This is a genomic window from Campylobacter sp. IFREMER_LSEM_CL1097, assembly GCF_025772225.1.
GTDB classification, from domain to species: Bacteria; Campylobacterota; Campylobacteria; order Campylobacterales; family Campylobacteraceae; genus Campylobacter_D; species Campylobacter_D lari_D.
This window is the reverse complement of the sequence record NZ_JAKMRT010000002.1, coordinates 40829-55415: the sequence shown is the minus strand read 5'-3', so window position 1 is coordinate 55415 and position 14587 is coordinate 40829. Positions and strand designations below refer to the sequence as shown.

General features: G+C 27.2%; 12 protein-coding genes. All 12 read left to right on the top strand.

From position 1 onward, the window contains the following. The 12 genes from L8W64_RS01065 to L8W64_RS01010 all read left to right on the top strand — a co-directional run bounded on the left by L8W64_RS01065 (position 1) and on the right by L8W64_RS01010 (position 14585). Entirely contained in the window at positions 1-804 is an 804-nt protein-coding gene (locus tag L8W64_RS01065; protein ID WP_263672666.1) for a cytolethal distending toxin subunit B family protein, read from the top strand. A gap of 9 nt (positions 805-813) precedes the next feature. Continuing rightward, positions 814-1386: a cytolethal distending toxin subunit A gene (locus tag L8W64_RS01060; RefSeq protein WP_133319530.1), complete on the top strand. Its 573-nt coding sequence runs from the start codon at positions 814-816 to the stop codon at positions 1384-1386. A 108-nt stretch (positions 1387-1494) separates the two neighbouring features. Continuing rightward, entirely contained in the window at positions 1495-3804 is a 2310-nt protein-coding gene (locus L8W64_RS01055) for a site-specific DNA-methyltransferase (protein ID WP_263672665.1), read from the top strand. A gap of 96 nt (positions 3805-3900) precedes the next feature. Continuing rightward, complete coding sequence (locus L8W64_RS01050; protein WP_263672663.1) at positions 3901-4734, top strand: hypothetical protein; 834 nt, start codon at positions 3901-3903, stop codon at positions 4732-4734. Beyond that, on the top strand, positions 4715-4951 hold the full coding sequence (locus L8W64_RS01045) for an ABC-three component system middle component 6 (RefSeq protein ID WP_052797873.1): 237 nt from the start codon (positions 4715-4717) through the stop codon (positions 4949-4951). Before L8W64_RS01050 ends, L8W64_RS01045 begins: the two co-directional genes overlap by 20 nt. Next, positions 4948-6618, top strand: coding sequence for a DUF2326 domain-containing protein (locus tag L8W64_RS01040; protein WP_052797874.1), 1671 nt, complete (start codon positions 4948-4950; stop codon positions 6616-6618). Before L8W64_RS01045 ends, L8W64_RS01040 begins: the two co-directional genes overlap by 4 nt. Positions 6619-6741: 123 nt before the next feature. Then, positions 6742-9588, top strand: a complete 2847-nt coding sequence (locus tag L8W64_RS01035; protein ID WP_263672662.1) for a DEAD/DEAH box helicase family protein — start codon at positions 6742-6744, stop codon at positions 9586-9588. Continuing rightward, on the top strand, positions 9585-10682 hold the full coding sequence (lpxB, locus tag L8W64_RS01030; RefSeq protein ID WP_263672661.1) for a lipid-A-disaccharide synthase: 1098 nt from the start codon (positions 9585-9587) through the stop codon (positions 10680-10682). Before L8W64_RS01035 ends, lpxB begins: the two co-directional genes overlap by 4 nt. Before the next feature lie 9 nt (positions 10683-10691). Then, a complete protein-coding gene (gene greA / locus L8W64_RS01025) occupies positions 10692-11177 on the top strand; it encodes a transcription elongation factor GreA (protein WP_039619215.1) in 486 nt (161 codons plus the stop codon). Further along, entirely contained in the window at positions 11177-12913 is a 1737-nt protein-coding gene (locus tag L8W64_RS01020) for a phosphoethanolamine transferase (RefSeq protein WP_263672659.1), read from the top strand. Before greA ends, L8W64_RS01020 begins: the two co-directional genes overlap by 1 nt. Beyond that, complete coding sequence (locus L8W64_RS01015) at positions 12910-13632, top strand: UDP-2,3-diacylglucosamine diphosphatase (protein ID WP_263672657.1); 723 nt, start codon at positions 12910-12912, stop codon at positions 13630-13632. The genes L8W64_RS01020 and L8W64_RS01015 overlap by 4 nt, the downstream gene beginning before the upstream one ends. Further along, entirely contained in the window at positions 13632-14585 is a 954-nt protein-coding gene (locus L8W64_RS01010) for a chemotaxis protein (RefSeq protein WP_133319535.1), read from the top strand. The genes L8W64_RS01015 and L8W64_RS01010 overlap by 1 nt, the downstream gene beginning before the upstream one ends. Positions 14586-14587: the final 2 nt, after the last annotated feature.

The window sequence follows — 14587 nt, the reverse complement described above, 5'->3', positions numbered from 1 at the left end:
ATGAAAAAGATAGTATTTTTGATTTTTAGTTTTAATTTATTATTTGCTGCTTTGGAAAATTATAATAGTGGTACTTGGAATTTACAAGGTGCATCAGCTTCTACTGAAAGTAAGTGGAATATTAGTATAAGACAGCTTGTAACCGGTGCTAATCCTATGGATATTTTGGCTGTTCAAGAAGCAGGAGTTTTACCAAGCACTGCTATAATGACGCCAAGACAAGTTCAACCCGTGGGAGTTGGCATTCCTATTCATGAGTATGAGTGGAATTTGGGCTCATCAAGTCGTCCAAATTCAGTTTATATATACTACTCAAGAGTTGATGTTGGGGCAAATCGTGTAAATATGGCTATTGTGAGTAGAATGCAAGCTGATGAGGTAATAGTTTTACCACCTCCAACCGTTGCTTCAAGGCCTATTATAGGAATTCGTATAGGAAATGATGCGTTTTTTAGCATACACGCTTTATCAAGAGGTGGTAATGATGCAGGGGCTATTATAAGTGCTGTGGATATGCACTTTAGGAATATGCCACAGGTTAATTGGATGATTTTAGGGGATTTCAACAGACCTCCTGGGACTATTGTAAATTTAATTGATCCGGATTTAAGATCTCGCATTAATATAGTCGCACCTCCTTCTTTTACACAAACAGGTGGCAATACAATTGATTATGCGATTACGGGAAATTCAAGCACTACATCTTTATATAGTCCGCCTAGAATTCTTGCAATCTTAGCTGTAGCAGGACTTAGGACTTTTTTAGCTTCGGATCATTTTCCTGTAAATTTTAGAAGACCTTAGGAGAAGATGATGAGAAAAATTTGTATTTTATTTTGCTTTATTTTAAGTTTTTTAAAAGCTGAAGTTTTATTTGATGATTTAGAAGATTTTACACCTATGTTCGCGATAAGATCTTTAGAAACAGGAATTTCACTTAGTCCTTTTAGATATAGCTCTGAAAAACTAGAAGAGCAAAATTGGTTTTTAAAAGAGATAATTCTTAGCGATGCGTTAAAACAAAAAGATAGATATGCCGTGCAACGCCCTTTTGGCTATGTGCAGTTTATAAACCCTAGAGGTGCTGATGTGTGTTTAGCTGTCTTAAGTGAAAAATCTTTTGGAGTGAAATCTTGCAAGCAAGATTTACAAGATGGGCAAATGCAAACGGTTTTTTCTATCATGCCTACTACAAGTTCAGCTGTACAAATTAGATCTTTAACTCATGGCGGGGTAAAATGCATGAGTACCTTTTATGAAGCGCGCGTACCTATAGAAAATCGTTTTGGCTTAGATGATTGCACTGTAAATCCTTCTGTGCCGATAGAGTTAAAAGAGTTATTTTTCTTTGCTCCTGCTATTGTTGAAGCAACTCCGATTTATTAAATTTACTTGCTATTTTAGCAAGTAAATTTTACTTTTCTACGCAATATCTATTCATTTTTTTAAGTCAAAAAAAGATATTATTTTAACTTACAAATTTAAAGGTAAAGTATGGATTATAAAAAAGCATTTTATTCAAAATTAGAAGATTGTTATTTAGGTGCGAAAATCAAAAACTCGCAAAATCAAGCTAAAAATGGTTTTACAAATTTACTCGTTATAAAAGAAAAATATTTTCAAAAAATCAAAGACTATTTAGACACACAAAATCTTTATACAGATACTTATAATAAACTTTATAATTTTTTTAGCACTTATTTAAACGAAACAGGAACGCCGTTTTTTTACGATACACCTATGTATAAAAATATCTATGCAAGGGTATATTCAAACTCAAAAGACACAAGTCTTTTTTATAAAACACAAAATTTATACTATGTAAAATCAGATACTATTTACAATCCTTTAAGCTTGCAAAGTGAAGATAAAAAATATACTTTAAATTTTCTTACCGATGAGTATGAGCAAAATGCTGATAATAATAAAAGTAAAATCAATTTTTATTTGCAAAATATACAAGATGATAATATAAATATAAAAGTGATAAATTCTAAAAATAATGATGGCGCAAATGTATTTAAACAAAACTCAAGTGAATTTAGCGATGTTTTTTTAAAGACTTTAAAAAATGCACAAATAAACATAAAAGAAGAAGAGCTAAAAAAGCTTTTTAAAACTTATAAAAAACAAAATGAAGTAGATTTTTTTATCCATAAAAATGCGAAAGAATTTCTAAAAGAACAATTTGATTTGTGGTTGTTTTCTTATGTGAATGATAGCATTACTGATTGGACTAAAGAAAAGATAGATGAGATCAACACTTTAAAACAAATTGCTTTTGCTATTATCGACTTGATAGCTGACTTTGAAAACGAGTTAAAAGCTATATGGTTAAAGCCAAAATTTGCTAAAAATGCTCACTATGTATTTAGCTTAGATACTATTAAATCACACTCAAACAACGCTGATGAAATTTTAAACTCCATATATAAAGATGTAAATTTTAATGAGCAAATCGCAGAATGGAAAGAATTAAATTTCATAAATGATGAGTTTGATATAAAGTTTATAAACGATGAAAAATACAAATTCTTACCGCTCGATACAAAGTATTTAAGCGAGGAAAATTATTATAAACTTTTGCAAAGTTTTGAAAATTTAGATGAAATTTTAAACGGAGAGCTTGTAAAAGCAGATAATTTTCAAGCACTTAATTCTCTAATGCCAAAATACCAAGGCAAAATAGATTTAATTTACATAGATCCACCATTTAACACAGGAAGTGACTTTGATTACAAAGATAAATTTCAAGATAGCACTTGGCTTTCTTTGATGCATAATCGCTTGGAATTGGCAAAAGAATTTTTAAGCGATAAAGGAAGTTTTTATTTACATTTGGATTACAATGCAAATTATCGTGGTAGAGAACTTTTAAATGAAGTTTTTGGGGAAGAGAATTTTGTAAATGAAATTGTGTGGGATAAAGGTTTTAGAGGAACGGAATCTAAAAATAAGTATCAAATTTCACACGATATAATATTTTTTTATTCAAATATATTAAAGATTTGGAATCAGCCAAGAGATATTTATAAAGATAGTGATATGTCAAGATATAATAAAGAAGATGAAAACGGCAAATTTGCTTTAATTAAAAGAGTAAAAACTAGTGGTGAGGTTTATTACGGTAAAACATATTTTAATAGTGAGGGTAAGAAAGCAAATGATGTATTTGATATTCCTATTTTAGCTTCAACTGATACTCAAAGACTTGATTTTCAAACTCAAAAACCTGAAGCTTTACTTCAAAGAATAATAAAAGCAAGTAGTAATGAAAATTCCATAGTTTTTGATTATCATTTAGGGAGTGGCACTACAATAGCTACTGCACATAAACTAAAACGCAAATGGCTTGGAGTGGAAATGGGAGAGCATTTTTACAAAGTCATTATCCCAAGAATGAAAAAAATTTTAAATGGTTTTGTTTGTGGTATAAGCAAAGAAGTAGAATTTAAAGGTGGTGGTGCTTTTAGATACTATGAACTTGAAAGCTATGAAGAAAGTTTAGAAAATTGTGAGTATGAGCTTGATAAAAACTCACTTATAGATTATAGAAAATCACGCAAACTTATAAAAGCACTTAAAAAAGGCGAGAATATATGCCTTGATATGAAAGCTTATGATAAAGAATTTGATATATTTTTAACGATGTCAAATCTTTTAGGACTTCAAATCAAAAATATTTTTATAGATGAAAATGGCATAAAATCTTGTAAATTTGAAAACGATGAGATTGTAAATTTAGAAAATATAGACTTAATTAAATATCCAAAACTAAAAAATCTAATTTGGTGGGAGAAGTAGCAATATGACTAATTTAGATATAGAAAATAGATTTAAATTAGCAGTACATTATAAAAAACTACCGAATTTGAAAAATTTGTTATTGAAATTTATAGAATGAGATATCCATATATTCAAGATATTAAACCGCAGGGGCAAAAAGGAGATGGTGGCAATGATGGATATGTTCCTGGTGAGTTGGTTTTACAATGCTATGCACCAGAAAATATTAATGCCAAAACTACGATTGCAAAAATCCAAACTAATTTTGAAAGAGCTAAAAATTCTAATTGGAATTTTAAAGAATGGCATTTTGTTGTCAATGATGATTTTAAAGGTATTTTTCCAGAAATATCGCAAGCTATTGATAAGTTAAATGCACAAAATCAGCAAATAGAAATAAAACTAATAGATACAAAAATGCTTTTGAATCAAGTTTTGAACATCTCTAATACTGATAAGCATAAGGTTTATAATCTTTTGTATTATGAGTATGATGTTGTTAATTTTAATAATTTAGATGCATTGTTTAAAGCAGTTGATTTTATAGTACAAAATACTAAGTTACGGAAATTTGATGCTAATGATGCGTATATGAATTTTGCATTGGAAAAATTTAATACAAATGTGCAAGAAAAAATAAAAATTAATATAAAAAATGCTGATTTTATAAAATTATTTGGTACTTGTATAGGAAAATCACATGAAATTATCGAAGAATATAAAAATAAAATCGATAATTTTGAAGAAACTGGAAGAATTATAAAGGAAAAATTTATGTTTTTTAGAGAGAAATATGATGCAGAAGAATCTTTGAAAAAAACTATCGACTATTTTTGCGATAATAATTGTAAAATTGATCAAAATTCTAGGTTGGCTTTATGGATTGTAATTGCTTATTTCTTTGATATTTGTGACATAGGAGATAAATATGAATGTAATGGGAAATAAATTAACTAAAATAGAAGATTCTTTATTTGTAATTGGGGGATATATTTTAGAAATTCTTTTGCAAGAAAAAAAAGCTATAGATGATTTATATAGTGAGTTTAGTCGTATTTATCCTAAAAAAATTAGTTTTGAAACCTTTATGTATGCAATAGATTTTTTATATATGATTAAAAAATTAAGAATAATCAAAGAAGATATTTTGGAGATTATTATATGAAACTTTTAAGACTTAGTAGCAATTGTAGTACATTTCAACCTATTGACTTTAAAGATGGTTTGAATATTATAGTTGGAGAGAAAACAAAAAATAATAAAGAAACAAGCAATGGTGTCGGGAAAAGTCTTTCATTGCGATGTATAGATTTTTTATTTGGTAAAGATAAAAATGTTGACGAAATAAAAAATATTTTACAGCAAAAAGATATAGTTTTAAATTTATCGTTTTCGCAAAATGAAAAAATACATTTTGTAGAAAGAAGTTATGATAAGATTTTTTTTGATGAAAAAGAAATTAGCCTGAAAGAGTATACAGAAATACTTTATAAATTAAATTTGCAAAATATAATACCAAGTAGTGATTCTATTTTGAGTTTTAGGAATATATTTTCAAGGTTTTTCAGAATACAATCTTTTAAAAACCCTATAGAACAAATAGAAAAAGAAAAAGTTTTTCAAAATAATTATGTAAATGCTTTTTTATTAAAGTTAAATTTGGATTATTTAAATCAGAAATCCAAATTGAAGATAAAGCAAGAGGAAAATAATAAGATTATTCAGCAATTAAATGAATATGAACAAGAGAATAATAAAGAAAATGAATTGGAGTTACAAGAGAGACTTAAAGAGTTAACTAGCAACTTGTCAAATTTTAAGATTGCAGAAAATTATTATGATCTAGAGAAAAAACTCAATGACATTACTTATACCATTGAACAAATGCGAAACGAAAAACTATTTAAAGAAAGGCAATTAAAAAATAAACAAAAAATTATTGATTTAAATAAGCAGTTTGATATTGATATTGATAGAATTAGTAATGTTTATAGAGAGGTTCAGTTTTTCTTTGAAAAATCAACCATAGAGCATATTGAAGCTGTTAAAAAATTTCACGATGAGCTTTTTTATAATAGGAGAGCAAAAGCTGAACGAGATAAAAAGGCTTTGCAAATTGAAATTAGTATTTTAGCGGAAGATATTAAAAAAATGGACGATGAAAGATCTATTCTTTATAAAGAATTGGAAAACAAAGGTGCTTTAAATGAATATCAATCTTTATTAAAAGAAAAGGAAAAAATTATAGAGCAACTAGAAAAAACTCAAAGAATTAAAAAGTTGGTAGTTGATTTAAAACAAAAGCAAGCGGACATCAAGTTGGAAATAGATATTTTTAAGAGAGAGCTTTTAAATTTTGAAAATGAAATTGATATTCAGATAAATAAACTAGGACTTTTATTTAGAGAAATTTCATCTAATTTTTATACAAATAATAAAGGATATTTAGATATTAAAATTAATAATAGTTTTAAAACAGAGCGTTTGTATGATATTAATGCAAGGATAGATGCAGATAAAAGCAATGGTGTTAACAATATGAAAGTATTTATTTATGATATGTTAATTTATAAGTTGAATCCAAAATTGATTGGATTTGTGGGTCATGATAATCTTTTGTTTGATTCTATAGATGAAAGGCAGATTGCTATAGCTTTAAAATATGTAAACGATAATTTAGATCAATATATTTGTTCCATACATGATACAAAATTTAACGAAGCAAATAAATATGCAATTGAAAATAATTTTAATTTGGAAGAGCATGTTTGTGTTAAGCTTAGTGAAAAACACAAACTCTTTGGATTTGATTTTGGTAAACATGGTGAATGAAAGTGCAAAATAACATCATCCTTTATATCACTTGCAAGATAAGCGGTTGCAAGAATTTTCAGTATGTAAAAAATTCTTACATACTGAAAATGATAAAAACAATTAAAGCTTTAAAGGAAAATAATGGCTAAAGCAAAACAAAACACAAGAACACATTTATTGTTAAATAAATTTATCCATGATAAATCACTAGTGCAAAAGCTTGATGAAAGTTATGATTTTAGTAATTTTTCTCAAGCTATAAATTTACAATTTTATCAGCAAGAAAGTGTTAAAAATGCTTTAGCTATACTTTCTTTTTATATGAAAGATGAATTAAATTCACATGAATACAATCAAGAACGTAGAAAGCTTTTAGAATTTTATCAAGATGAAAGCGAGAATTTAAAATTACAAAAAGAACATATCGCAAGAGCTTCATTTTGGATGGCTACGGGAAGTGGTAAAACTATAGTTATGATTAAACTTATAGCTTTGATACATGAATTCATTAAAAATAATCAATTACCTAAAAAGCCTATCATGCTTTTAGCACCAAATGATAAGATTTTAAATCAATTCAAAGCAAATATAGCTAAATACAACAATCATCACAGCAATTTTATCAAAATAAAAGATTTAAAAGATTTTGAAAGCATAGAAAAAGAAGCTAGTTTGTTAAATGAAGCGGTGGTGTATTTTGCAAGAAGTGATTTACTTGAGAGTGAAGAAAATGTAGGCAAAGATAAAAAAGCAAAAAGATTAAACTATAAAAATTATCTTAATAAAGATGGTTGGTATATATTGTTAGATGAAGCTCATAGAGGCGATAGTAAAACATCACTAAGAAAAAACTATTATCATGAGCTTGCTAGAGGTTTTATCAAAGAAGGTGAATTTCCAAAAGGATTTGTTTTTAATTTTTCTGCTACCTTTGAAGATGAAATAGACTTTATAACTTGTGCTTATAATTATAATCTTCAAAAATTCAATCAAGAAGGATATGGTAAAAATATAGCAGTTTTAAATGAGAATTTAGATTTTAAAAGTGAAAATAACGAAGAAGCAAAAATTAAAACGATTTTAGAAAGTTTTATAATATTCAATGCGATTGTAAAATCAAAAGAAGAATTGTTTTTAAAAAGATCAGGCTTTAAATATCATAATCCTTTAATCATAGCAGTTTCTGATAAAGTAAATACTCAAGATGCGGGTATAAAAGCGTATTTTAAGGCAGTGTATAATGTATTAAAAAATAAAGTAGATATAGGCAATATAGCTTTAGAGCTTTATGAAAAACTTCAAAATCAAAATTTATATTTTGGTATAAATACCCTAAGCGATGATTTTTTAAAATATATAAAAAATGCAAATAATGATGAACTTAGAGAAAATATTTTTTATGCAAACGCAAACGCAAATTTAGAATGTTATAGCATTAAAGGGAATGACAAAGAATTAGCTTTTAAGAGTAAAAATTCAAACAAACCTTTCATGCTTTTAAATATTTCAAATGCAAAAGAATGGGAAAAAGATTTTTTACTTGAGCTTGGGGTAGAAAGCATAAGTGATATATCACAAAGTCATTTTGAAAACATCAATAGCTCACAATCTTCTATCAATATAATGTTAGGAAGTAAGGTTTTTTCAGAAGGTTGGGATAGCAATCGTGTAAATTTAATTTCTTTTATCAACATAGGAAGCATTAATGCTAAAAAATATGTTTTGCAAACTATAGGAAGAGGTGTCAGAATAGAACCTTTTTTAAATATAAGAAAGAGATTAAATGCTTTAAAAGAGATGTTTAAAATCGATGAGCGATGTATAAATTTAGCATGCGGTTTAGAAACTCTTTTTGTAATGGCAAGTGATAATGAAGCCATAAAAGCTATCATAGAGGGTATAGAATGTGAATTTATGGAAAGTAGACATTTAAAAGGATTTAAAGATATTAATTCAAAATTGTCGTTTAATTTACCTGTGCCAAAATATAAAAATGAAAATAAACTAAATAGTATCTATAGAATTTCAGAAAAAGAAGCAAAATCCTTAAAAGAATTTATAAATTCTTATGATGAAGATGTTTTGATTTTAGAGCAGTGTTTGTATAAAAATTTTAAATATTCCACATTAGAAGAATTTTATAAATTTAGCGATGGCAAAGAAAGTAAAATACAATTATCAGGAGATAGGGTAGAGTTTAATGAAAAAACAACATTAATAACAATCAATAGTGTGTTAAATTCTAATGCCAAAGTTTTGGATAAATTTGTAAAGCTAGAAGAAGAAATAACGCACTATAAAAATATACAAGCAAAGTTAGATTTTGAAACCGTTCAAAAAATTAATAAGACTATAAAAGATGTTTTAAACGCAAAAAGTGAAGATGAATTAAAAGCAGACTTTGAAAATAAAAAAATAAATTTAGATGAGCTAATGCAAGGTATAAAAGAAAGTCAAAAAAGCAAGGAGGTGCAAAACTATATAATTAGTGCAAAACTTAGCAAGCATTATTATAGCCCTTTAATCATTTACAATAAAAATGATAAAGAAAATAAGATTAATTTTGCCATTTCTAATAAAAGTGAAAAAGAATTTTTAGAAGATTTAGAAAGTAATTTAAATTTGTCTTTTTTTGAACAATATGAATGGTATTTTTCTAAATTGGTAGAAAATCAAGATGAAATTTATATCCCTTATTTTGATGAAGAACAACAAAAAGAAAGAAAATTTTATCCTGATTTTATATTTTGGTTAAAAAATAAACAAAGTGGAGATTTTTTTATATATTTTATAGATCCAAAAGGCTTAAAAATAGAAGATAATCCTAGATTTAAATTAAAAGGCTTTAAAGCAATATTTGAAAATAAAAATTTAAGTTATGAAGATAAAAGTATAAAAGTTAATTTGTTTTTTTATAATAAAAATTATACTTTTTCAGACGAATTAAAAGACTTTGTTAAATCTACAATAGAGGATATTTTCAAATGAAAACCTTTTTAGTTTGCGCCTTAGAGCCTTCAGCAAATTTACATTTAAAAGAAGTTTTAAAAGCTTATGAAAATGAGTATAAAGAATTTGATTTAGTGGGAATTTATGATGAGAATTTATGTGAAGAATTTAGTTTAAATTCGAAGCCACTTTATAGCTCACATGAGTTTAGTGCTATGGGTTTTATAGAGGTTTTGCCACTCATTTTAAAAGCCAAAAGAGCCATAAAAGAGCTAGTGAGTTTAAGTTTTGCTCAAAAAATTGATGCGATTTTATGTATAGATTCTCCTGCCTTTAACTTACCTTTTGCAAAGGCTTTAAAAAAAGCAAATTCCAAAGTAAAAAGAATTTATTATATTTTACCTCAAGTTTGGGCATGGAAAAAAGGACGCATTCCTATCATAGAAAGTCATTTTGATGTGCTAGCTTCTATTTTACCTTTTGATAGTGAGTTTTTTAGTAAAAGCACTTATGTGGGACATCCGCTTTTAGATGAGATAAAAGAGTTTAAAAATCAAGAAGATATAAATTCTATATTTTCAAAAAAAGATGATGAAAAAATCATCGCTTTCTTACCGGGCTCAAGAAAAAGTGAAATAAAGCGTTTGATGCCTATTTTTAGAGAGTTAAGCACTAAATTTAAAGGTAAAAAAATCCTTTGCGTACCCGAGTTTAATTTAAAAAGATTAGAAATTTACGGAGAAATGAGTAATTTTGAAATTCAAACTAACACCCCAAAGGTGCTAAAAAATGCTGATTTTGCTTTTATTTGTAGTGGCACAGCTACACTTGAAGCAGCTTTGGTTGGCACGCCTTTTGTGCTTGCTTATAAAGCTAAAGCTATTGATGTATTTATCGCAAGATGTTTTGTAAAACTCAAACATATAGGCCTTGCAAATATCTTTTTGGATTTTGCAGGAAAAAGCGAGCTTAATCCTGAATTTTTACAAGAGCAAGTGAATGTGGAAAATTTATATCAAGCTTATCTTAAATACGATTATAAGGCATTTTTTGATAAAGTAGATTTTTTAAAAGAATATTTGCAATTTGCAAGTGCAAAAAATTTAGCTAAAATACTTTATGAAATCAAATAAGGATAAATCATGCAAAAAGAACCTATGAGTAAATATGGCTATGAGAAATTAGAAAAAGAATTAGAACATTTAAAGAAAGTTGAACGCCCAAAAGTAGTAGAAGAAATAGACATAGCAAGAAGTCATGGAGATTTAAAAGAAAATGCAGAATATCACGCGGCTAGAGAAAAACAAGCTTTTATAGAAGGAAAGATTGCTGAACTTGGAGATTTGATCTCAAGAGCACAAATCATCGATCCATCTTCTTATGAGCATGATAGTGTGAAATTTGGCTCAACTGTTGTTGTAGAGGATTTAGAAAGTGAAAAACAAAGCACTTATACTTTGGTAGGGGTAAATGAAGGAAATTTAGAAAAAGGCTATATTTCCATTAGCTCACCTATTGCTAAAGCAATGCTTGGTAAAAAAGAAGGGGATGATTTTAAAGTGCGTTTGCCAAAAGGCGAGAGTGAATTTGAAATCATTTCTATAGAATACAAAGCTTTGGAATTTTAATGCAAAGAGAAAGATACTTTGATTTTATTATTAAATATTTTCCATATATATCTTTAATTTTTATTTTAGATGTAAGTATTTCATTGTGGTGGAGTTATTTAACCTTTGAAAGGGAAATTTATGAATGGATATTATTTAAGGCTATAAAAAATGTATTTATAGTGTTTATACTAGAAATTTTTATCATTCATATATTTTTTCTTTTTTTTAAAGAAAGAGCTAGATATATTGTATATTTTTTAGCAGTTTATGCTGTCATTGCTTTTATATTGCAAACCTATTTGTTGGTAAATTATTCTGCTAAATTTAACCCTATGTTTATAGATGTTTTTTTACAAATATCTCCAAAAGAAACATTAGAATTTATAGAAACCTATATTGACAAAAAATATTTTATTTTATGTCTCACTTTTATTGTCTTGATGGGTATATTTTTATATTTTTGTAAAAAAATAAAATTGAAACAATATGTAAAAGATAACACTATTAAAGTATTTCAAATAATATATATTTTAATAATTGTTGGTTTGTTTTTAGATTGTGCTAATAGATATTTTATGAAAAAACAAGGAATTAATTCGATTGATAAGATTAATTTTTCATTTTTTATTGATATTCCAGAACAATTTTTAAGATATTATGGCGAAAATGGCATTTGGGCTGATTATAATTTTTATTTAAAAAACTATGAGAAAATCGCAAATGATTATAAAAATAGCATAGCTTCTATATCTAAAAAAAGAATCCCTTATGTGGTTTTTATTGTAGGTGAAAGTACTCAAAGAAATTATATGAGTTTATATGGTTATGATTTAAAAACTACACCAAATTTAGATATTTTAGAAAAAAATGGAAACTTGATTAAATTTAGCGACACGATATCGCCTTTTGCAAGCACTCAAGCTTCATTAAGAAGGGTTATGAATTTCTCAAATATAGAAAATGAGAAAAATTGGTACGATAGAATAAATATAGTGGATTTGTATAATTTAGCGGGATATAAGAGTATGTTTATATCTAACCACGAACCATTATCAGGTCATACTAGTATAACTCGAGCTGTTGCTAGCAGAGCTAATAAAACTATATATTTGGATGAATTTACCACAGATGATAAAATTTTTACAAAACAACCAGATGGTGCAATGTTGCCATATATAAAAAATGCTAGTAATATTTATGATTTTTTTGTAGTTCAGCTAATGGGTACACATTTTAAGTATGACAGAAGATATGAGAAACAGTTTGCTAAATTTACAAGTAAAGACATAAAAAGAAATTTAGATGAGAAATTTAAAGTAAATATTGCTAACTATGCAAATGCAGTACTCTATAATGATTATTTTGTCAACGAAGTGTTTAGTTTTTTCAAAGACAAAGAGGCGATTATTGTTTATATTAGTGATCATGGAGAAAGTGTCTATGAATATAGAGATAGAGCGGAACATTTTGTAACTTCAAGATTCACTGCTGAAATTCCGTTCTTTTTTATAGTTAGTGATAAATTCAAACAAAATAACCCTGAATTAGTAGATAGAATAATAAAGGCTAAAAATAGACCATTTATGATAGATGATTTGATTCATACGATGGTAACCATTGGTGGTATTAAAGTCGAGGATTATGATCCCGCTAGAGATGTGTTAAGTGATGAATTTAATTCTAATAGAATTAGAATTTTTAATGGCGAAGTGGATTATGATAAAGTGTTAAAATACGAGAAAGCAAGATATTGATTTGTATAAAAGAAAATGCTATTTTTATTGCCGATGCGCATGAAAATAAAAATAGGCGTGGTTTTTGGGAGTTTTTGCAAGCCTTAAAAAATAAAAAAATTCAAACTCCACAGCTTTTTTTAATGGGTGATATATTTGATCTTTTAATTTATGAAGTAAAGGCCACGCATGATTTTGCAAAAGCTTATATAGACTTACTTGAAGAACTTGCGTATGAAATTGAAATCATTTATTTAGAAGGCAATCATGATTTTAATTTAGCTAAATTTTTTAAAAAAGTGAAAGTTTTTAGTATAAAACAACAACCCTTGCTTTGCGAATTTCAAGATAAAACCTTAGTAAAATTAGCCCATGGGGATATTTTTTTAAAACCTTTTTTGCAGTTTTGCTTAAAGAGTTTGAGAAATCATTATTTGCTACTTTTTTTAAATTTTTTAAATGTTATTAGTAAAGAAAGAATTACTCAAAAAATTCTAAAAAATCAAAACAAAAAACAACTTATTAGAAAAATTCCCCATTTTTCTGCTTTAGTAAAAGAGCGTTTAAAGCACTATAATATAGGCTTTGTAATAGAAGGTCATTATCATCAAGATGTATTTTTAAAAAATGAAGATATAAAATATCTAAATTTAGCTACTTTTGCATACAAGGAAAGTTTTTTTATAGTAAAATATGAGCCAGAAATCAGATTTCACAAAATAGAACTTAAGGAGGCATAATGTTTGATGAGAATGTCGTTAAAACAGGTTCAAATGAAATGGAACTTGTTGATTTTCGCATCTTTAAGCAAGGCCACGATAAAGTCTATGAGGGAATTTATGGTGTAAATGTTTCTAAGGTTAGAGAAATCATTAAAATTCCTTTTTTGACTGAAATTCCAGGAGTACCTGAATATGTAGAAGGTATTTTTGATCTTCGTGGCGTGGTGATTCCTGTAATCAACCTAGCAAAATGGATGCAAATTCAAGAACCAGAAATGACAAATATAAAACCTAGAGTTATCATTACTGAATTTAGTAATGTTTTAATCGGTTTTATTGTCCATGAGGCGAAAAGAATTCGTAGAATTAATTGGAAAAATATTGAGCCAGCTACTTTTGCAACAAGTGCGGGTAGTTTAGATAAGGGTAAAATTACTGGTGTAACTAAGATCGAAGGAGATGAGGTCTTACTTATCCTAGATTTAGAAAGTATAGTGCAAGAACTTGGAATTTATACCCCGCAAACTGATATTGACGATGATAAAATTCAAAAAATCGAAGGTATGGCTTTAGCACTTGATGATAGTTCAACTGCAAGAAAACTTGTTAAAGATTTACTAAATAAAATTGGTCTTAAAGTAATTGAAGCTAAAGATGGTGTTGAAGGTTTACATAAACTAGAAGAGCTTTATAGTACTTATGGCAGTGATTTAAATAAACATTTAAAAATTATTGTAAGTGATGTTGAAATGCCACAAATGGATGGATTCCATTTTGCAGCAAAAGTTAGAGATGATGAGAGATTTAAAAATATTCCTATCGTATTTAACTCTTCTTTATCAAATGAATTTATGAGTGATAAAGGTGTTAAAGAAGCAGGTGGAGATGGGTATTTAGTTAAATTTAATGCAAGTGATTTCTTTGCTGAAATTTCTCGTATCATAGCAAAACATGAAAAAGGTGAGGAGTAAAA

Coding starts and splice junctions, on each gene's coding strand:
- L8W64_RS01020 (WP_263672659.1), top strand. CDS start 11,177: ATGCAAAGAGAAAGATACTTTGATTTTATTATTAAATATTTTCCATAT.
- L8W64_RS01065 (WP_263672666.1), top strand. CDS start 1: ATGAAAAAGATAGTATTTTTGATTTTTAGTTTTAATTTATTATTTGCT.
- greA (WP_039619215.1), top strand. CDS start 10,692: ATGCAAAAAGAACCTATGAGTAAATATGGCTATGAGAAATTAGAAAAA.
- L8W64_RS01050 (WP_263672663.1), top strand. CDS start 3,901: ATGAGATATCCATATATTCAAGATATTAAACCGCAGGGGCAAAAAGGA.
- L8W64_RS01040 (WP_052797874.1), top strand. CDS start 4,948: ATGAAACTTTTAAGACTTAGTAGCAATTGTAGTACATTTCAACCTATT.
- lpxB (WP_263672661.1), top strand. CDS start 9,585: ATGAAAACCTTTTTAGTTTGCGCCTTAGAGCCTTCAGCAAATTTACAT.
- L8W64_RS01055 (WP_263672665.1), top strand. CDS start 1,495: ATGGATTATAAAAAAGCATTTTATTCAAAATTAGAAGATTGTTATTTA.
- L8W64_RS01035 (WP_263672662.1), top strand. CDS start 6,742: ATGGCTAAAGCAAAACAAAACACAAGAACACATTTATTGTTAAATAAA.
- L8W64_RS01060 (WP_133319530.1), top strand. CDS start 814: ATGAGAAAAATTTGTATTTTATTTTGCTTTATTTTAAGTTTTTTAAAA.
- L8W64_RS01010 (WP_133319535.1), top strand. CDS start 13,632: ATGTTTGATGAGAATGTCGTTAAAACAGGTTCAAATGAAATGGAACTT.
- L8W64_RS01045 (WP_052797873.1), top strand. CDS start 4,715: ATGAATGTAATGGGAAATAAATTAACTAAAATAGAAGATTCTTTATTT.